General features: G+C 63.9%; 19 protein-coding genes. 3 read left to right on the top strand and 16 right to left on the bottom strand.

Going from position 1 to position 19,641, the window contains the following annotated elements; translation table 11 throughout:
* Window positions 1-77 precede the first annotated feature (77 nt).
* Window positions 78-827 carry a phosphonate metabolism transcriptional regulator PhnF gene (gene phnF, locus ACK8CP_RS00520; RefSeq protein ID WP_234628837.1) on the top strand — a complete coding sequence of 250 codons (750 nt, stop codon included), beginning with the start codon at window positions 78-80 and terminating at the stop codon, window positions 825-827.
* Here phnF and ACK8CP_RS00515 read toward each other — a convergent pair.
* The 13 genes from ACK8CP_RS00515 to ACK8CP_RS00455 form a co-directional block, all read right to left on the bottom strand.
* Complete coding sequence (locus tag ACK8CP_RS00515; RefSeq protein ID WP_414832980.1) at window positions 790-2,133, bottom strand: glycerophosphodiester phosphodiesterase family protein; 1,344 nt, start codon at window positions 2,131-2,133, stop codon at window positions 790-792. The genes phnF and ACK8CP_RS00515 overlap by 38 nt on opposite strands.
* Window positions 2,134-2,273: 140 nt before the next feature.
* Window positions 2,274-2,576 (bottom strand): cytochrome C oxidase subunit IV family protein, encoded by a 303-nt coding sequence (locus ACK8CP_RS00510; protein WP_414832979.1) that lies wholly within the window; start codon window positions 2,574-2,576, stop codon window positions 2,274-2,276.
* Window positions 2,573-3,217, bottom strand: a complete 645-nt coding sequence (locus tag ACK8CP_RS00505; RefSeq protein ID WP_414832978.1) for a cytochrome c oxidase subunit 3 — start codon at window positions 3,215-3,217, stop codon at window positions 2,573-2,575. The genes ACK8CP_RS00510 and ACK8CP_RS00505 overlap by 4 nt, the downstream gene beginning before the upstream one ends.
* Entirely contained in the window at window positions 3,210-4,871 is a 1,662-nt protein-coding gene (ctaD, locus tag ACK8CP_RS00500) for a cytochrome c oxidase subunit I (protein WP_414832977.1), read from the bottom strand. The genes ACK8CP_RS00505 and ctaD overlap by 8 nt, the downstream gene beginning before the upstream one ends.
* On the bottom strand, window positions 4,864-5,811 hold the full coding sequence (coxB, locus tag ACK8CP_RS00495) for a cytochrome c oxidase subunit II (RefSeq protein WP_414832976.1): 948 nt from the start codon (window positions 5,809-5,811) through the stop codon (window positions 4,864-4,866). The genes ctaD and coxB overlap by 8 nt, the downstream gene beginning before the upstream one ends.
* Complete coding sequence (locus ACK8CP_RS00490; protein ID WP_414832975.1) at window positions 5,808-6,602, bottom strand: hypothetical protein; 795 nt, start codon at window positions 6,600-6,602, stop codon at window positions 5,808-5,810. The genes coxB and ACK8CP_RS00490 overlap by 4 nt, the downstream gene beginning before the upstream one ends.
* The gene (locus ACK8CP_RS00485; RefSeq protein WP_414832974.1) at window positions 6,599-6,949 is read right to left on the bottom strand and encodes a hypothetical protein; all 351 of its coding nucleotides are present in this window, start codon (window positions 6,947-6,949) and stop codon (window positions 6,599-6,601) included. Before ACK8CP_RS00485 ends, ACK8CP_RS00490 begins: the two co-directional genes overlap by 4 nt.
* Window positions 6,942-8,000 (bottom strand): hypothetical protein, encoded by a 1,059-nt coding sequence (locus ACK8CP_RS00480; RefSeq protein ID WP_414832973.1) that lies wholly within the window; start codon window positions 7,998-8,000, stop codon window positions 6,942-6,944. The genes ACK8CP_RS00485 and ACK8CP_RS00480 overlap by 8 nt, the downstream gene beginning before the upstream one ends.
* Window positions 7,997-8,494, bottom strand: a complete 498-nt coding sequence (locus ACK8CP_RS00475; protein WP_414832972.1) for a c-type cytochrome — start codon at window positions 8,492-8,494, stop codon at window positions 7,997-7,999. The genes ACK8CP_RS00480 and ACK8CP_RS00475 overlap by 4 nt, the downstream gene beginning before the upstream one ends.
* Complete coding sequence (locus tag ACK8CP_RS00470) at window positions 8,491-9,009, bottom strand: DUF3341 domain-containing protein (protein ID WP_414832971.1); 519 nt, start codon at window positions 9,007-9,009, stop codon at window positions 8,491-8,493. Before ACK8CP_RS00470 ends, ACK8CP_RS00475 begins: the two co-directional genes overlap by 4 nt.
* Window positions 9,006-10,316: an NrfD/PsrC family molybdoenzyme membrane anchor subunit gene (nrfD, locus tag ACK8CP_RS00465; RefSeq protein WP_414834309.1), complete on the bottom strand. Its 1,311-nt coding sequence runs from the start codon at window positions 10,314-10,316 to the stop codon at window positions 9,006-9,008. Before nrfD ends, ACK8CP_RS00470 begins: the two co-directional genes overlap by 4 nt.
* Before the next feature lie 83 nt (window positions 10,317-10,399).
* Window positions 10,400-13,222 carry a 4Fe-4S dicluster domain-containing protein gene (locus ACK8CP_RS00460; protein WP_414832970.1) on the bottom strand — a complete coding sequence of 941 codons (2,823 nt, stop codon included), beginning with the start codon at window positions 13,220-13,222 and terminating at the stop codon, window positions 10,400-10,402.
* A gap of 176 nt (window positions 13,223-13,398) precedes the next feature.
* Window positions 13,399-14,052 (bottom strand): cytochrome c3 family protein, encoded by a 654-nt coding sequence (locus tag ACK8CP_RS00455; RefSeq protein ID WP_414832969.1) that lies wholly within the window; start codon window positions 14,050-14,052, stop codon window positions 13,399-13,401.
* Between the two features lie 309 nt (window positions 14,053-14,361).
* Here ACK8CP_RS00455 and ACK8CP_RS00450 point away from each other — a divergent pair, with 309 nt between their 5' ends.
* Complete coding sequence (locus ACK8CP_RS00450) at window positions 14,362-15,369, top strand: SDR family oxidoreductase (RefSeq protein WP_414832968.1); 1,008 nt, start codon at window positions 14,362-14,364, stop codon at window positions 15,367-15,369.
* A 124-nt stretch (window positions 15,370-15,493) separates the two neighbouring features.
* Complete coding sequence (galE, locus tag ACK8CP_RS00445; RefSeq protein ID WP_414832967.1) at window positions 15,494-16,531, top strand: UDP-glucose 4-epimerase GalE; 1,038 nt, start codon at window positions 15,494-15,496, stop codon at window positions 16,529-16,531.
* An 18-nt stretch (window positions 16,532-16,549) separates the two neighbouring features.
* Here the strand turns inward: galE and ACK8CP_RS00440 are convergent, their stop codons facing one another.
* The 3 genes from ACK8CP_RS00440 to ACK8CP_RS00430 form a co-directional block, all read right to left on the bottom strand.
* Window positions 16,550-17,449 (bottom strand): CehA/McbA family metallohydrolase, encoded by a 900-nt coding sequence (locus ACK8CP_RS00440; RefSeq protein ID WP_414832966.1) that lies wholly within the window; start codon window positions 17,447-17,449, stop codon window positions 16,550-16,552.
* Between the two features lie 112 nt (window positions 17,450-17,561).
* On the bottom strand, window positions 17,562-18,395 hold the full coding sequence (locus ACK8CP_RS00435; RefSeq protein WP_414832965.1) for an IclR family transcriptional regulator: 834 nt from the start codon (window positions 18,393-18,395) through the stop codon (window positions 17,562-17,564).
* Between the two features lie 281 nt (window positions 18,396-18,676).
* Window positions 18,677-19,585, bottom strand: coding sequence for a LysR substrate-binding domain-containing protein (locus ACK8CP_RS00430; protein ID WP_414832964.1), 909 nt, complete (start codon window positions 19,583-19,585; stop codon window positions 18,677-18,679).
* Between the last annotated feature and the right edge of the window lie 56 nt (window positions 19,586-19,641).

Genomic DNA, 19,641 nt, shown 5'->3' with positions numbered 1-19,641 from the left:
GTTATATACAAGCATACAATAGGCAGACAAGCTTGACACAACGATGACGGTCCGACGCTCGGGGGACGAAAACGACGATGGAGAATGTGCATCGCGGAGCCGGCGTTTCGTTGTGGCGCCAGATCGCCGATCTGTTGCGCGGCGAGGTACTGTCGGGGCGCTGGCCGGCCGACACGGCCCTGCCCTCCGAAAGCGCCTTGTCGGAGCGTTTTGGCGTCAACCGCCACACGCTGCGCCGCGCGCTCGCGGCTCTTGCCGCGGAGGGGCTGGTGCGCTCCGATCAGGGCCGCGGCACCTTCGTCACCTCGGAGCGCCTCGCCTATCCGATCTCGCGGCGCACGCGCTTTTCCGAGATCGTCAGCCGTCAGGCACGGGCGCCCGGCGGCCGCCTGATCGCAAGCCGTATCGAGCCCGCGCCCGTCTGGCTCGCCGACCATCTGAAGCTCGCGCAGGGCACGCCGCTCATCACGCTCGAAACCCTGAGCGTCGCCGATGGAGTACCGATCTCAACGGCAAGGAGCTGGTTTTCCGCCGAACGGTTTCCCAATCTCGTGGCGGTCTATGCCGAAACGGGATCGATCACCCGGGCACTCGCCCATCACGGGGTCGAAGATTATGTCCGCCGCTGGACCAAGGTGCGTGCGCGACCTGCAGAGCCCGCCGAAAACGAGAAACTCGCTCTGCCGCGCGGGGCGACCGTCCTCGTGACGGAATCGCTCAATGTCGAACCCGACGGCACGCCCCTGCATCTGTCGCTGACGAGTTTTGCGGCGGAGCGCATGGAAATCGTCATCGAAGAGGACGGCAACGACAAAGGGCGCCTCTGACGGCGCCCTTTCCGTGTTCGCCCCCGAGGTTGGGCGGCTGCTTCAGATCCATGCAATTGGCATAATAGGTGACGGTCGCCGGCCAGTCGGAGAACATGCCGATAACGCCGACATCCTTGGCGAGCACGTCGATCACCTCGTATTCGTCGCCCGGATGCGAGATCGCATCCTTGACCGACTGATAGTAGTAGCCGCCACCATCGGTCAGCGTGCCGGAGCGCTCGAGCGACCAGGTGATGATCCGAAGTCCCGCCTCCTTCGCAGCCTTCGCATAGGCGGACGGCACGATCTCTCCCGCCTCGTCGAGGGTGAGGAGCATATGGCTCGGCGGCGCGATGATCTTCACGCCCTCGTCGGCAAGCTCCTGCATCGACGGCTCAAACGTCTCCGGATTGTTGGCATCGAAGCCTTCGAGCGTCTCGTCACGATCATCGAGAAAGACACCCTGCTTGCCGAACTCCGGATCGTTCTTGATCCAGAAGAGAATGTCGCGGAGCTGGAAGGATTGCGGATAGACGTCGCTCGGATCGACGCCCGCCTCCTTGTATTCGTCGATCATCTGCTGGGCGTAGTCATCCTGGGTGTACTCACCCTCGAACGGCATCTCCACGCTCGGCTCCTTGAGCTCGGGCGTGAACTTGACCCCGAGATCCTTGAAGAGCGCGATCGATTCCTTGTGGGACATCAGCTCGCCGTTCGTGGCGTAGAGGTCGGTGCGCCAGGACGGCGTCGCATCCATGAATTCGGCAACGCTCGTCGCATCCGGATTGCCCGCATCCATTTTGCCCTTGAGCGACTTGAACTCCGCAAGCGTCAGATCGGACGTGCAGCACTTCACCTCAGCCTTCTTGTCGCCGGAGGCCGGGCTGAACGGGGTCGTGCATTTCGCAGCGAGATCGTCGTGGGCGAGAATATCGGTCGTCGTGGCGAGATCGCATTGCGAATGCCGGCAGACGAGCTCGCGATCCTTGGTGAAGGCGACGTCGCATTCGATGATGCCGGCCCCCATCACGGCCGCCGCCTGATAGGACTGGCGGGTGTGTTCGGGAAACTGCATCGGCGCACCGCGATGGCCGATGGAAAAAGCCGTGCGATAGAACGGCCCAGTCTCGCAGGCCTTCAGCGCATCCTTGAGCTCGCCCTCGTCCATGTCGTTGACGAGATAGAAAGGCCGCGGGCCGAGCTGCGCCTGCGGACGCGCATCCTGCGGGTGGGAATCCTGGGCGAGCGCATCGGCTGCAAAGCCGCAGACCACACCCAAAAGGGCGCCGGCGGCAAAGGCCGAACGAACGAGAACGTGCTTCATGGGCTAATTTTCCTCGATGGCAAACGCGATGGCAAAGCGGACCGCACAAGGCCGAGACCTCGCATAGACGCGGGGCGCAAACACGAAATGTCGCGCGGATGACGGGAAGATGAAGCATCGAAGGAAGAACCGTCCCGGCGTCAGCGCGTGAGATAATCGCTAAACGTCAGAACGAAGAGCGCGACGAGCCACAGGCCCGAGGCGCCGGCTGCAAGGCGCAACAGCGCGCCGGATCTGGAGAGATGCATGAAAACCACTGAGGAAAGGCCCGCCATCACAACGGCGACCGCAAGATTGACGACCACCTTCCAGATGCCGATCGGCCAATAGGCGACCCACCAGGAGGCGAGGAAGAGCACCATCAGCGCCGCCCAGACGAAAAATTCGGGAAAGAGAAGCTGCCGCAGGTCAGGCTCACGCCGATCGTTCCGCCCCGCCATCATGACCGCCCCACGAGATAGAGAAGCGGGTAAAGAAAGATCCAGATCGTGTCGACGAAGTGCCAGTAGAGGCCCACGACCTCGATTGTGCTGGTCTTGTCGGGCACGACACGCCCGCGATGGACGAGGATCGCGACGACCGCCCAGGCCCCGAGCCCGATCGCCATATGGAGAGCATGGATGCCGGTCATCGCCCAGTAGAAGGAGACGAAGATCACGGCGTGTTCCGAAAGGTCGAAGAGAGGGTCGCCCGGGACGAAATGGCTCTCGATGTCGTGGTGGTATTCGTAGCCCTTGAGCGCCAGGAAGACGAGGCCGAGCGCGATCGTCGCCGCAATCAGCCTGACGACGAGGCGCGAACGCCCGAATTCCGCGGCCTTCACGGCAAGTGCGGCGGTCAGACTCGAAATCAGGAGAATTGCCGTATTGGCACTGCCGATGAGGACGAGCGTCTCGCGTCCGGCCTCCTCGAACGCGGCCGGATAGGCCATGCGATAAAGCGTATAGCCGAGAAAGATCGCGCCGAAGAACAAGACCTCGGTGCCGAGGAAAATCCACATGCCGAACTCGGCCGCCTGCCGCTGCTGGCCACGGTCGTCGAACTGTTCGGCAACAATGCCAGCGAAGGGGCTGATCTCACGCATCCTTCGGTGTCCCCTCCGGGTGGTAATTGTAGGGATCCTCGCGGACGACCGGCGTGGAAAAGAAATTGTGCTGGGGCGGCGGAGAAGCCGTCGTCCATTCGAGCCCCGTCGCCTTCCAGGGATTGGCCGAGGCAACGCGCCCAAAGAAAAGCGACCAGCCGAGATAGAAGAGCGGCATCAGATAGGCGACGGCCAGAAGCACGGCGCCGAGCGTCGAGGCGACGTGGAACATCTGAAACTCCGGCGCATAGGCATGGTAGCGCCGCGGCATCCCGAGATAGCCGAGTATGTATTGCGGGAAAAAGGTGGTGTTGAAGCCGACGAACATCATGATCGCCGCCGCCTGCGCCCAGCGTTCCGGATAAAGCCGGCCGGTGATCTTCGGCCACCAGAAATGCAGGCCTCCGAAGAAGGCCGACACCATGCCGCCGACCATGATGTAGTGGAAGTGGGCCACGACGAAGTAGGTGTCGTGCACATGGAGATCGATCGGCACGGAGGCGAGAAAGAGCCCCGTCAGACCGCCCATGGTGAAGAGGCCGACGAAGCCGAGCGCATAGAGCATCGGCGCCTCGAAGGTGATGCGGCCCCGAAACAGCGTCGCCGTCCAGTTGAAGACTTTGATCGCCGAGGGCACCGCCACCATGAAGGAGAGGAACGAGAAGACGAGGTTCGCATAGGACGACTGGCCCGAGACGAACATGTGGTGGCCCCAGACGAAGAAACCGATGACGGCGATCGCGAGGATCGCGAGGACCATCGCCGTGTAGCCGAAGACGCGGCGCCGCGCGAAGCAGGTGATGATCTCCGAGACGACGCCCATGCCCGGCAGGATCATGATGTAGACGGCCGGATGCGAGTAGAACCAGAAAAGATGCTGGAAGAGCAGCGGATCGCCGCCCCGCGTGGGATCGAAGATGGCAAGCCCGAACCAGCGTTCCCCCACGATCAGGAGGAGTGCCATGGCGAGCACCGGCGTCGCCAGGAGCATGATGAGGCTCGTCGCGTAATTCGCCCAGATGAAGAGCGGCAGACGGAACCAGGTGAGCCCAGGGCAGCGCATCGTATGCGTGGTGACGATGAAATTGAGCCCGGTCGCGATCGAGGAAAAGCCGGTCAGGAAGACGCCGAGGGCGGCGATCGAGACATAGGAATTGGAATAGAAGCTCGAGAACGGCGTGTAGAAGGTCCAGCCGGTATCGACACCGCCGAGGATGATCGCCGAGAGCGCCAGAAGACCGCCGCCGATGTTGAGATACCAGGAAAAGAGATTGAGGCGCGGAAAGGCGAGATCACGCGCGCCGAGCATCAAGGGCACGAGGAAATTGCCGAGCGTCGTCGGGATCACCGGCACGAGGAAGAACCAGATCATGGTGATCCCGTGCAGGGTGAAGAGCTTGTTGTAGGTGTCGTCGGCGACGAGATCGCCGGCCGGCGTCAAAAGCTCCAGCCGGATGAGCGTCGCCGCCGCCCCCCCGATGAAGAAGAACACGGTCGTCGAGATCGCATAGAGAATGGCGATCCGCTTGTGATCGATGGTGAAGAGCCACGAGGAAAGCGTCGACCCGGATTCGTTGAGATAGGAGCGCCCGAGCGCCTCATCCGTCGTTTCGGCCGTCTCCACGGCGCCGCTGTCTGCGGTCGTGTCAGTCATCGCGGGCCTCTTGCTGTGGCTTCTTCTTCAGATAGGCGAGAAGCGCCAGAAGGTTCGCCTCCGAGACCCGTCCGGCAAAGCTCGGCATGATCGGCTTGAAACCGGCGACGACATCGCGCTTCGGCTGCAGGATGGAATCGCGCAAGTAAGCGTCATCCGCCTCCACGATCCGCCCATCGGCGAGCGCGACGGGAGAGCCGTAGACATATTCGAGGGGCGGGGCACGGACATTGGCCTTGTTGCTGTGACAGCCCGAACAGCCGAGCGTCGTGAACAGTCGCTCGCCCTGGGCCGCCAGCGAATTGTCGGCTTCCTGGTGGGAAAGCCAGTCGGCGTAATCCTCTTCTTCCATGACGATGACCTTGCCGGTCATCTTGGAATGCTGCGTGCCGCAATATTCCGCGCATAAAAGACCATAGGTCCCGGGCCGGTCGGCGACAAAGGCCATGGCTTCCGTATGGCCCGGCACCACATCCCGCTTAATGCGCAGGGCCGGCACGTAGAAGGAATGGATCACGTCCTGGGAGTTCATCGAGAGGCGGATCGCCCGGTCCGCCGGCACATGCAGCTCGTTGATCTCACGCTCGCCGCCAGCGTGCTCGATCTTCCACATCCACTGCTTGCCGACCACATTGATCTGCAGCGGCTCCCCCGCCGGCGTCATGGCGCCAAAACCTTGCGCCGCCGCCCAGCCGAAGATCGTCACGAAGAGAAGCAGGGTGGCGAGCGTCCAGCCGGTTTCGAACTCCCGCTGCAGCAGCGATGGCAATTCCGAGCGGTCGGCGGTGGAATTCTTCCGATAACGGATCGAAAGCCCGATAATCAGGCCAGCGACGAGAAGGATGATGAAGGCGGAGAGCGCGGTCGCCGAGAAAAACAGGAGATCGGTTTGACGCGCCTGTTCCGACGCCGCCGCGATAAAGCTGGAGAGACCATTCATGCGGCACTCTCCCGGCCCTTGCCGCGCCGCTCACGCCACAGAAGCGTCAAGACGAGCGCGGCGATCGCAGCCACACTCAAGGCGGCGGAGATCGTGAGGATACGCGCAATCAGCGGCGAATAGGTGCCGGTCGCAGGATTCCAGCCATAGCAGAGCAGGAACAACCGGTCGCCGAGCGATCCGACACTGCCGTCGCCGGCATCCGTTAAGGAGAGACGGAAATCGAGAGGTTCCGAGGCGAATGGATCGACATAGCGGCGGATCTCGCCGGTTTTGTCGAGCAGGACGGCGGCGGTCGGATGGGCGAACTGATCGCGCTCCTTGTCGTAGGAAATCCGGATACCCGCCGTATCGAGGAGATGGGCGATCTCGCTCTTGTCGCCGCGCAGAACGCGCACCGCCTGCCAGCGCTCCGTCTTCGGGATGTGCTCCTCGGCAAAGGTTTTCGCCTCCGCCTGCCCGTCCTTTGGATCGAGACCGATGATGGAAAGATCGAAATCGTCACCAGGCTTCAGCGTCAGCCCCGACAGCCGCGACAGGAGGGCGTCGGCCGAGACGCCGCAGGAGGTCTCGCAGGTGAAATCGACGAAGAGGATGAGATCGGGTTTGTCGCCGGAAGCCGGCAGCGGCGCAGGCTCTCCTTCAAGATCGACGAGATGATCGGCCTTGAGCGGCGCGCCAATCCGCTTGGTGACTCCGACCGTGTCGATCTCGGATTTCGCGAGTCCCGCAAGAGCGACGCCTGGCATGGCGGCGAGACACAGGGAAAGAACGAGAACGAACGATCTCATGGCGTCTCCTCCGATCGTGGCCGCAGGAGTGGCGCGTAGGGGTCGGGTCGGGCGGCAACGGTCTTCATCGCCTCGTCGATCGGCATCGCCGCGGCGTCGTTGAGGCGCTTTCCTTCGCGCGCCCGATAGGCCTGCAGATCGGCGACAGGATCGACCTGAAGAGCCGGCCCCGCCGGCCGCATCGGCCGCGGCAGGGTCTGTTCGATCGGTTGCCCGACGAAATTGAAGAGGAACGCCACGAGGCCGAGCGTAAAGACCATGAGACCGAGAAGAGCCGCGCCCGCCAGAAACACTTTCGTCCCCGGGACCTCGGCCGCTTCGTGGGCACGCCAGCTTTGTTCAGGCATGACGCTCCTCCCCTTCGTGACGTGTGCCGAGGAGCGACACGACGATGGCGAGCCAGGCGCCGCCGAGAACAATGGTCAGCAAAAGCGCAAGCCACGCCGCTGCCGGCGCGAGCCCGACGAGCCAGGTCAGGTGCAGATAAAGGCCGACGAGACAAAAGAGGCCGGCAAACCCTGTCCAGCGCGCACTCTTCCGCACCGCAGAGAAGAGAAGCATCGAAAAGGGCAGAACCGAGCCGACGATGAAGGTGGCGGCGACAAGCGCGGTGCCGGAGGGCGTAAGCCGTGCCACATACCATCCGACCTTCTCCGGCAGATTGCCGGACCACATGACCAGATACTGGATGAAGGCGAGATAGGTGACGCCGAGAATGGCCGCGATGAGGAGACCGGCAAAATCGCCGTTCCGAACCTCCTGACCGAAGACCGCACGCAGGACAGCGAGAAGCGCGAGCGCCGATCCTATCTGCGAGACGCTGAGGAGCGCCGGATAGGCGGTGGAGAACCATTTCGGGTCGAGCGACATCAGCCAGTCGATGCTGCCGAAACTGATGCTGAGGCCGTAAAGGAGGATGCCGAGCGCCGAAATCACCGGCCCGAGCGGCACGAGAGCGGCAAGGACCGCAAGCACCGACCAGATCGCCAGAATGACGATGCTGCGCAGGAGGAAGGCGGGAGCGTTGAGATAAAACTCTGCCACCGCCTCGTGCCGCACAGCCTCCGCATGACCGGCCCAGACATAGATATCGGGCAGCGCCAGCGCGATCGGCACGAAGGCGACGGCAAGGAGCGGCATCGTGAGCGCCATCGCCGCCAGGAAGGGCCGCGCAACAAAGCCCCAATCGCCGCCCGTCAGGCCGTGCGCGAGAAGCAGGACGAGACTTCCGGCCGGAAAGCCGAGCAGGAAGAGCCAGGCGATCAGCCAGGCACCTGAAAGCCCCGACGGCATCAGGAAAACGGCGGCCACAACGAGCGCCACCGCCACGATCGCCGCGAGGAGAAGAAGCGGCATCCGCCGACGCTGCGGGCGCAGAGAGAGCGCGGGGGCTGTCATTGCCCGCCTCCTTTCTGCATCTGCGAGACCTGCAAGGCGCGCAGATAAAGCGCAATCGCCCAGCGATCTTGGGGCGGCACGCGGTCGCCATAGGAATACATGACGCCATAGCCATGGGTGATGATATCGAAGATGTGCTGCGCCGACGTCGCCCGGAGCCGATCCGAATGAAATGATGGCGGCTGCGGGAAACCGCGTTCGACGATCATGCCGTCGCCATAGCCGGCATAGCCGTGGCACGGCGCGCAGAAGATCTCGAAGCGCTCGCGCCCCCGCTGAACGAGCGTGGATGTCGGCTTCGGCGGCGCCAGGGCCTGTTGCGGATCGACCGGATCGGAGCGCGCCACGACGCCCTCCGGCAGCGACCTGGCGGCGCTGTGACCCGCAAAAGCCTCGGCAAAGGCATAAGTCTTCAGCTTCGGCTGCTTCGCCATCTCCTGTTCCTGACAGCCGGCAAGCACGAGAAGAGCGGGGAGGATGACGAGCCACCTCATGCCGGCACCTCGTCGATGACGATGGGTGAGAGCCCTTGGAGGAGGTTACGCGCCGCATTGGCGTCGCCATCGACCGTCACGCGGAGAAAGAAGAGATCGTGCGACGCGCGATGGAAATTCGGCGCGGCAAAGAGCGGCTGATGGAGTTGCGTCAGGCCGGAACGGAGGATGAAGGCCACGAAGCCGGCAACGACCGCGAACAGAACTGTGAGCTCGAAAGTCACAAGCATGAAGGCCGGCCAGGAGAACAACGGCCGGCCGCCGGAATTGATCGGGTAAGCGACCACGGCGCTCCACGCCTGCAGGCCGAAGCCGCAGGCAGCGCCGATCACGCCGGCGACGGCCATGACGAGGCGGATGCGCGTCGGGCGATGGCCGATCGCTTCCGCCACGCCCTCGATCGCAAAGGGCGAATAGGCTTCGAGATCGGAGAAGCCCGCCTCCCGCGCCTCCTTGATCGCGTCCATCAGCTCGCCGGGCTCGGCGAAACCGGCAAGCAGATGATGCCCGCTCATGCGCGCCTCCTCTGCCAGTCGAACTGCTTCACCTCATGCAGCGAAATGAAAGGTACGAGCCGCACGAAGATGAGGAAGAGGAGCGTGAAGAAGCCGAGCGTGCCGAACCACAAGGTCCAGTCCCAGATGGTCGGCGTGTAGATCTGCCAGCTCGACGGCAGATGCCCGTGCGAGGGCGTCGTCGTGGTGATCAGGATGCGTTCAAGCCACATCCCGAGATTGATGGCGAGCGCCACCGCCAGGATGAGCTTCGGCGTGCGCCGCACCGCGGGCACCCAGAGGGCGAGCGGGGTGACGCAATTGCAGGCGAGCATCAGCCAGTAATAGGGCGCGTAGGCGCCGAAGAACTTGAAGAGGATGAGATCGCGCTCCGCCTCCGAGCCCGCATACCAGGCCATGAACCATTCCGTGGCGTAGGAGATGGACATGATGAGCGACAGGAAGAGGAGCATCTTGCCCATCACGTTGAGATGGCTTCGGGTGACGAGCCCCTGCAGGTTGAAGGCCCAGCGGATCGGGATTGCGAGCGTCACCACCATGGCAAAGCCTGAATAGGCCGCACCAAAGACGAAATAAGGCGGGAAGATCGTCTCCGCCCAGCCGGGTGCGAGACCGGCCGCGAAGTCGAGCCCGACGACGGAATGGACGGAGAAGACGAGCGGCACGGCCATCGCCGCCGCCGTCTTGTAAAAGCTCTCGAGCCGCAGCCAGTCGGAGGCGGAGCCCGTCCAGCCAAAGGACATGAAGCCGTAGAGCGCCCGCCGGAGTCCCGGAGCCGCCCTGTCGCGCGCGGTCGCGAGATCGGGAATGAGGCCCGTGTACCAGAAGAGGAGCGAAAAAATCAGGTAGCTCGCAATGGCGAAGAAGTCCCAGACGAGCGGGCTGCGCCATTGCGGCCAGACGCCCATCGTATTGGGATAGGGCATGAGCCAGTAGAAGAACCACGGCCGTCCGAGATGCAGGATCGGGTAGAGCCCGGCAATGGCGGCGGCGAACAAGGTCATTGCCTCGGCGAACCGGTTTACGGAGGCGCGCCATCGCTGCCGCGTCAGAAGCAGCATCGAGGAGATGAGCGTGCCGGCATTGCCGATGCCGATCCACCAGACGTAATTGGCGATCGCGAAGCCCCAGATATTCGACTGGTTGAGACCCCACACCCCGATCCCGTTGGCGAAGAGCCAGAGGATCGACACGACCATCATCACCGTCAGCGCCAGACTGACGAGGAGCGAGATCCACCAGATGCGCCCGACCCGTGTCATCAACAGCGGGTTCATGACCTCGCTGGTGATCGCCTCATAGCTCATCGGCTCCGGCAGATATTGCGCTGGGCCACGCAAGGGTTTTTGCCGCGCTTCGGCCGTCTCCGGCGTCGTGGAGGCGCTGGCGCTCATGCGCCCTCTCCCGGCCCGGATCCGGCGCTTTCCGCCTCGGCACGGATGCGCGCCAGATAAGAGGTGCGCGGCCTCGTCCCGAGCTCGCCGAGAAGGTCATATTCGTGCCGGGCGCCCTTCAGCCGCGAGACGAGACTGTCCTTGCGATTGATGTCGCCGAAGACGATCGCCTGCGTCGGGCAGGCATTCTGGCAGGCGGTGCGCACCTCCCCTTCCTGGAGCTCCCGCCCCTCTCGGTCGGCGCGCTGCTGCGCCCGGCTGATGCGCTGCACGCAATAAGTGCACTTCTCCATGACGCCGCGGCTTCTGACCGACACATCCGGATTGGCGGCCGCGTGATAGAGCGGGTCGTCGAGGTTCTCGTAGGCCTGTTCGTCGCCATAGCCATAGAAGTTGAAACGACGAACCTTGTAGGGGCAGTTGGCCTGGCAGAAACGCGTCCCGATGCAGCGATTGTAGACCTGGACATTGAGGCCTTCGCGATCGTGAACCGAGGCCTCGACCGGGCAGACCGGCTCGCAGGGCGCCTTCTCGCAATGCATGCATGGCACAGGCTGGAAGAGCACCTCCGCCGCGTCCGGATCTCCGCGGAAATAGCGGTCGATCCGGATCCAGTGCATCTCGCGGCCGCGCTCCACCTCCTCCGGCCCGACGACAGGGATGTTGTTCTCCGACTGACAGGCGGTCACGCAGGCGCTGCAGCCGATGCACACTGACTGGTCGATCACCATGCGCCAGGCCGCATCGGGATAGTCCCAATCGGGATAGAGCGAGGGCGGCACCTCCTCGTCTTTCTCCTCCGTGCCATGCCGGAAATCGGCGAAGCTGAGATCGCGGATGATCTCGCGCCCCTCCATATCGGAATGCTCCTGTGTGCGGATGAGACGACCCGTATCGCTCGTCGCGCGAAGCTCAGCCCCGGTCGCATGCCACAACGCATCAAGGCGGCGCAGCGGATTGACGTCGACGCCGACCGCGGAACCGATGACCCCGGCCTCCGGCCGCCCGTAGCCGACCGCGAGCCCGATCACCCCGTCCGCCTGACCGACGGCCACCATCGCCGGCAGCATCAGCCGGCTCTCGCCGAGGCTGATGTCCAGAAGGTTCCCGTCTTCGAGCCCGAGATTGCGCGCATCGCGCGGCGAGACGAGCGCCGCATTGCCCCAGACGAGCTTGGTCACGGGATCCGGCAGTTCCTGCAGCCAGGCATTGTTGGCAACATCGCCGTCCCAGAGTTTCGCGTCGGGGCGGAAGACGAGTTCATAGCCATCGTCCTCCACCGCCAGTGCAACAGGTTTGGGCACAGCAGCACCGCTCGGCCGGAAGCTCTGCGGCGCCGAGCCTTCCACGAACCCGGCGCGCAGGCTCTTTCGCCACCAGGTCTCGAAATCGCCGGCACCGCTCGCGCGCTGCCAATGCGCGCGCAGCACCTCGCGATCATCCGCATCGAGTTCACCGAAGAAGGCGCCGAGCACAGAAAAGAGCGAGCGGCCACGAAACAGCGGCGTGATCAGCGGCTGGAGCAAGGTGACGGTGCCGTCGGCGGCGCGCGCATCGCTCCAGGCTTCGAGGTCGTGCAGCGCCGGCAGATGCCAGGTCGTGCGCGCCGCCGTCTCGTTGCGGTAAAGCCCGTGATGCACCGAGAACGGCACCTTGCCGAGGAGGTCGGCGAGATCGAAATCCCCCGGCGCGCTGTAGACGGGATTGGTGCCGGAGATCAGGAGGGTTTCGACTTTGCCCGCATCGATCTCTTCGACAAGCTCACGCAAGCCCAGGTGAGACGGCGCCTCATTGTCGACAGGCAGAAACTCGACCGTCTCGCCAAGGCCACCGAGCTGTGCGTTGAGCCAATGGGCGAGCGCATGCACCTCCGCCGGCTGTGCAGCCCCGGCGACGACGAGCGCCTGGCCGCGATGGGCCGAAAGCTCCCGCACCAGGCGCTCGACGAAGACCCGGACGTTTTCATCGACCCTGCCATCCGGCAGGTTGTCCGCGCCAAACCGGGCGGCGATCATCTGCGCAAGCTCTGCGACCCGCCCGCGTCGCACGGCAAGCCGCTGATCCGCATTGGAGCCAGTGAGGCTCAGAACCGGCTCGATGACATGAAGCCGAAGGAAGCTCTCCGGCTTATCATCCCAGACCCGCCGCGCCGCGCCGAAGCGCGCCGCGTTGAGCGTCTGTTCGGGCCCGGCACCGAGAAAATCCGCGTCGAGTGACAGGACGCAACGGGCACGATCGAAACGGTAGACGGGGTTCAGCCGCCGCCCAAAGGCGAGTTCGCTCCCGGCCAGGACATTCTCCTCGCCGAGCGGATCCCATTGATGCCAGCGCGCCTCCGGGAAGCGATCGAGCAGCGTCGAGATCTGGTCGAAAAAGGTCGGCGAGGTACTGGGGCCGGTCAGGATCCTGAGCCCCTCTCCCCGCTTGGCGCGATGGCCCTCGATGCGCGGCAGGAATTCGGCAGCAAATCCGTCCCACGAGGCGGTGTCGGCCCCCTTACGCACCGCCTTCGAGCGATCCGGATCGTAAAGCGACAGGATCGCGGCCTGGGTAAAGGCGTCGCTGCCGGACGCGGCCGGGTGATCGACATTGGGCTCGAGCTTGGTCGGCCTTCCATCAAATGTCTGGCCGATCACCGGCTGGGCGATGCCGGCAAGCGTCACGGCCGTCGCAAAGGCCAGCGGCTCACCCGGCACCAGCCGCTCCGGCATGTTCACATAGGGAACGATCGCCTCCGGCTGACGGCCGCAGGCACCGGCCGAAACGGCCGCGCTCGCCGCCATCAGCTTCAGGGCGGTGCGCCGATTGACCGGGCCCATACGGATGCCATCCGGAAATTCTTTCGTGGTCTCCGCCGCCCGGTCTCCGGACCTCTGCGCTTTAGCCGCCCCCGCTGGCGAGGAGCGATCGCGCGCGGAGAGCGAACGCCACAAGCGCTCAGGCCCGCCGCCACTCCCACAGCTACCGCCGCAACATCCAGGCTCTTGAGGCGGTTTCAGCGATGACATGTGGAGCAATCTGTCAGTTTTGCAGGATCGATGCCGTAGCGCTTCAGCCGTTCATGGCCATGGATCTTACCGTCGGCGGAGTTCCAATTGGTGGCGAAGACATCTTCGGGGGCGCGCAGGTTCTTCGCCGGATCGCGGTGGCAGTCGAGACACCATTGCATGGTCATCGGCTCGGCCTTCTGCATGAGCGGCATCTTGTCGACAGAGCCGTGGCACGTGGTGCAGCCGACGCCGTTTTCGACATGAACGGAATGGTTGAAATAGACGTAGTCCGGCAGGTTGGTGACGCGGTTCCAGGCAATCGGCTCATCCTTGGCGAGGCTCTCGCGGATGGGGCGGAGCATCTCGGCATTGGTCCAGAGCTGCGAATGGCAGGTCATGCAGGTATGTGTCGGCGGCACGCCGGCGAAGGCCGCCTCTTCCACACCCGTATGGCAGTAGCGGCAATCGAGACCGAGACCGCCGACATGATGCTGGTGGCTGAACGGCACTGGCTGGTCGGGAGTGAGACCGATGTCGTTGGTATAACGCGAGCGTGCCATCACCCCAGCAAAGACAAGAGCGGCGACAGGCACGAAAACGACAGCGACAAGCGCGACCTTGACGATGGCGTTGCTGCGACGGCGGAAAATCTGGGCCATGGATCAGCTCAGACTGACCCGGGCTGCGGACACAATGCAACCGCAGGCGCTGAAGAAAGTCGTGGAAGGTCCCCCAGACTGCATCAAGCGCAGCCCCCTTTTATTTGACCACGACGCCCGGTCCGGCCCCGCATTGCGCGGTGATCCGTCCCGCCGTCACCTCTGGGGGACGCCGAGAAGTGGATTTCTTCGATGCGGACACGCCCCGTCACGAAGATCACCCGGAACGGAGGCCAGTTCCCGCGTCGAACCTTTTTTCTCGCGACGTGTTGAAGGTGCGGGACCAATCACGACAACGAGGAAAGAAAGTTGGCCAGAACCGAGAAGACTGTCGTCATCACGGGCGCCTCGGCCGGTGTCGGCCGCGCCGTGACGCGGCGTTTCGCACGAGATGGCGCGCGGCTCGGGCTCATCGCGCGCGACCGCCGACGTCTGGAAGAGACGGCGGAAGAGGTCCGCGCCCTCGGCGGCGAGGCGATCATCTTTCCAATCGACGTTGCGGATGCGGAGAAGGTCGACATCGCCGCGGAAGAGGTCGAGCAGCGCTTCGGTCCGATCGACATCTGGATCAACGTGGCGATGGTGACGGTTCTGGCACCGGTCGCAAGGACGACACCCGAAGAATTCCGCCGGGTGACCGAAGTCACCTATCTCGGCTGCGTGCACGGAACGCTCGCCGCCTTAAAGCGCATGCAGCCACGCAATTACGGCACGATCGTCCAGACGGGCTCTGCCCTCGCCTATCGCTCGATTCCGTTGCAGGCGCCTTATTGCGCCGCCAAGCACGCAATCGTCGGCTTCACGGATTCGCTGCGCTGCGAGCTCATCCACGACAATTCCGCGATCAAGCTCACGGTCGTGCATCTGCCCGGCTTGAACACGCCGCAATTCGACTGGGCGCGCAACAAGATGCCGCGTCGGGCGCAGCCGCTACCGCCGATTTTCCAGCCCGAAGTGGCCGCAGACGGCATCTATTTCGCCGCCCATCATCCGCGTCGCGAACTCTGGGTCGGCCGCTCCGCCTATCAGGCGATCCTGGGCCAGAAGGTGGCGCCCGGCCTTCTCGACAAGATGATGGCTGAAAAGGCCTATGAAGGGCAGATGGCCGCCGAGGCAGAGATCGAGCGGCCGGACAATCTCTTCGAGCCCGTCGCCGGCTCCTATGCCGCGCATGGCCGCTTCGACGTCAAGGCCCAGAACACGGCACCGGCCCTCTGGGCAACGGAGCACCGCGAGGCGATCGGCAAGGGAGCGGGCATCGCCGCCGCGGGAGCACTCGGCTGGTTCATCGGCCGAATGCTGTCGTCGAGGCGGTGACAAGTGGTGCGTCGCGCAGATGGTTCAAATGGTGCATGGCGAGCTTTAAGACGGCACGAAATGAAATTCTAAGCGTTTGCTGTTAGGAAAAGCGCCGGAAGAAAAGGCTTCTGAAGGAGGGCGCATGCAGGCCACCGTTCTGGTTGCCGGCGGCAACGGCTACATCGGCAGCCATGTCGTGGTCGAGCTGGCACGGGCGGGCTATCGGCCCGTCATCGTCGACAATCTCGCCAATTCGCATCCCGAGGCTGCGCGCCGGGTCGGCCAGATCGCCGGGGCGGAGATCCCCCTCCTCGTCGGTGACATTCGCGACGCAGCTTTTCTCGACCGAGTTTTCATCGAAAACACGATCGACGTCGTCATCCATCTCGCCGGCCTCAAGGCTGTGGGCGAATCCGTGGAGAAGCCGCTCGCCTACTACGATGTGAATGTCGGCGGTGCCGTCTCGCTGTTTGAGGCGATGGCCCGCCACACGGCGACACGGCTCGTCTTTTCGTCCTCGGCCACCGTCTATGGGGAACCGCAGACCGTGCCGATCGACGAGAGCTTTCCGGTGGGCGGGGTCACCAACCCCTATGGTCGAACCAAGATGATGATCGAGGAGATCATCACCGATACGGTCGCCGCCGACATGGCCTGGCAGGCGATCAGCCTGCGTTATTTCAATCCCGTCGGCGCCCATGAGAGCGCACTCATCGGCGAAGATCCGATGGGCATTCCGAACAATCTCTTTCCCTATATCGCCCAGGTCGCGGTCGGGCGGCGGGACCATCTGCGCGTCTTCGGCGGCGATTATCCGACCCACGACGGCACCGGTGTGCGCGATTACATCCATGTCGTCGATCTCGCCCGGGCTCATGTGAAGGCGACGGAAGCGCTTCTTTCCGGCGGGGTGGCGCCCGGCACGCACCGGCCGATCAATCTCGGCACCGGCCGGGGCTACAGCGTCCTCGACACCGTGAAGGCCTGGCGGCGAGCCACCAACCGGTCGATCCCTTACGAGATCGTGGAGCGCCGCGCCGGCGACATCGCCACATGCTACGCCGACCCGAAGCTCGCAGCCGAACTTCTCGGCTGGCAGGCCGATCTGGATCTCGACGCCATGTGCCGCGATCACTGGCGGTGGCAGAGTCAGAACCCGAACGGCTACACCGGAGATTGAGCCCGAGCCTCAGAGAGCTCAGTCGAGCCGGACCGGGTTTGACCACGCAAGACGCCCGGCCGCATCGGCAACGATGAGGCGGAACCAATCACCTTCGAAACGCTCGCTCGACAGGCGTACGCGCGTCAGGTCCCGCCCCCATTGGTTCTCCGATTTCGCGCCACGACCGACAAGGGCGACATTGACCGCCGGCGAGCATTCCACCAGCACCTCGCCATCGGCGATGGAAAACCCTTCGATCACTGGACCCTGGCTGGAATAGAAAAGGCCGGCCTTGAGCGCCTCCAAAAGCGCTTCGGGCGTGTTCTCCGCAGCCTTCACCATCACCCAGGCTGCGAGCCCTTCCTCATATTTGAAATGCGTATCGTCGGACGCAAAGGCGGAGAGCGCATAGCCTTCGTTCAGGAGCTCATCGAGAAGATAGGTCCCGTCGGCACGCGCGGTTTCGAGATCGCAGGTGTAATTGTAGATCTCGACGGAATGGGCATGCGCCGCCATCGCACGGCCGTCTTCGATCGTGAGACCGGACCATTGCGGATGGGCGATCCCGACGAAGGCGCCCGCCTCACGCGCCCGCTTCGCGAGCGCGAGCCCGTCCTCGGCCTTGCCGGTCGCCTCGAAATCTTCAGGCAGCCCGGCGGCCAGAATATGCCACAGCTCGCCATGGCTGGTCGCATCGGCATGAAGTTCGGCACCGAGAAGCGTCGTGAAGCCCGTGCTGCGAAACAGCCGCGTATCCGTGACCGGAAAATCGAAGCGGCTGAGAAAATGATCCGACAGGCAGAGAAAATCGTAGCCGGCGTCGCGGTAATGGGCGCAGACCGCCTCAGGCGACAGCCCCCCGTCCGAGCGGTCGGAATGTGTGTGAAGATTGCCGCGCCAGAAACGGCCCGGCGCCTGAAATGCCCGCATACCCATGGAGAACCCCCTCACTCAACCGAGGAGAAGCGATATGACGCCTCCATGGCAAGGCAATGACAGAAGGAGGATGAGCGCGCGTGCGATCGAAACTGGTTTCGACGAATGCCCCTCAGGCGGCCTCACTCGTCAAATTCCAGCCGAGCTGGCTCGAAATCTGCCGGGCAGCCGCCATGTTGCGCTGGATGATGGCGGCGAACGCGGCGCCGCGCGCATCCATGCCGGCGACCGAAACGCCGAGCCCGCCAAGCACATTGCCGCTCGCATCGCGGATCGGCGCGGCCGTGCACACCGTCGCCGGGCGAAATTCGCGGTCGTCGACGGCATATCCCTGCACGGCAACGGCAGCGATCTCCCGGCGCAATCTCGCCTCGTCCGTGATGGTATTGTCCGTGTAGGAGCGGATTTCCACTCGCGCCAGAAGCGCATCGAGAGCAGACGGTGACAGTCCCGCGAGGAGCACCTTGCCGAGCGCGGTGCAATGGGCGGGACGATGGCTCACAGTATGAGACGGAAGGCGGCCCTGCGGCTCCGCCTTTTCCAGATAGCAGATCTGGCCGTCGACAAGCGTCGCGATTTGGACCGTCTGGCCGATGGTGGCGCACAAATCCCGCATGATGGGACGCGCGAGGCTCGTGAGCTCGCCGCGCGATTGCGCACCGGGCTGCAGACGCGCGAGGCTCGGACCGATGCTCCAGGTGCGCGTCTTCGGCCGCCAAAGCGCATAGCCGCCATCCGCCAAACTGCGCAAAATGCGCAAAACAGTACTTTTATGCAGACCGACGCTGCGACTGACTTCCGTTAGGGAAAGCGGCTCCTCGGCCGCGGCCAGAACTTCCAGGATGCCGAGCGAACGATGCAGCACCTGGATGGAAGATCCGGACGAAGCGCGCGCATTTCCTGCACTTTCGTCGCCATTTGATTGATCCACCGTGACACCGCTCATCTTCTTAATCCCGACACGTGCCGCAGGAAATCGGCACCTCATAGGCCAATCATCGCGCCGTCCATGCAGTCTCGCACGACCGACTGCACGCACATTCGCCTCTGCAAAGGCAGCCACAAAGCCAAGCCACCAGCAAAGGCGAGGAGGAATGAGCCATTCTTCTGATCAAATTTCAAGTATCATATGGTGAAATTGATGCAATCTGGCTTGGGCGAGACTGACCTTAAGGTTAGATTGTCGCTCCAGCGCCGCGGCAGACGCACGTTTTCACCCAAAATTGCTCAAACGTGCGACAAAAGAACATCCCCGTTCTGATCGGTCAATCGACCAATCAGAGCCCGCGCCGCGCTGCTGGCATAACGGTCAGGATGGCGCAGCAGGGAAAAATCCCGGCGCGGCAGATCGACGGGGACGGATTGAAGCCGGCCGGACTCGATCGCTGCCGCGACCACATGCTCGGAAATGATGGTTGCGCCGGCACCCGCCTCGACGGCCTCGCGCACGGCCTCGTTGCTCGGCAGAACGAGCGAGATCACCAGATCGTCGACTTTGATTCCGTCCCGCGAGGCGAGTTCTTCAAGCACGGCACGCGTTCCCGACCCGGCCTCCCGGATGACCCAGGACAGCGATGTGAGATCGACCCCGCCCGCCTCGCTCGCCACGGGCAGGGCGCGCCCCGCGGCAACCACGAGCACCAGCCTGTCGCGGTCGACGAGGCGGCGGAGGAGCTCCGTATGTCGAATGGGTCCTTCAACGAGACCGAGATCCGCCCGCCCTTCGGCAACGGCATCCTCCACCTGGCGGGTATTGCCGATAACGACATCGAGGTCCACGCCCGGAAAAGCTTCGTGAAAGGCCGCGAGGCGGCGCGGCAGCCAGTAATTGGCGATCGTCTGGCTGGCCGCGATGGCGACGCTGCCGCGGGCGGGATCCGCGATGTCCTCGAGGACATTCTGCGCCGAGGCCACCCGCTTGAGGACAGCGCGTGCCTCCGGCAGGAAGCGCTCGCCCGTCTCCGTCAGTTCGATGCCCCGCCCCACCCGGTCGAACAGGCGGGCACCGTAGCGTTTTTCCAGCGCGGCGATCGCCGCGGAAGCGGCCGACTGTGTGAGGCCGAGCGCGGCTGCCGCCCGGGTGACGTGCCGCCGCTCGGCGACGGCCACGAAGACGCGCAATTGATCGAGGGTCATGCCGCAATGATCGACGCAAATGTTCGATCAGACAATACGCATGCGGAGGTCCGATG

Source organism: Afifella sp. YEN Y35, from assembly GCF_047553465.1.
Lineage (GTDB): Bacteria > Pseudomonadota > Alphaproteobacteria > Rhizobiales > Afifellaceae > Afifella > Afifella aestuarii.
Note: the sequence above shows the minus strand (reverse complement) of the source record. Positions and strands in the feature narration are given on the sequence as shown.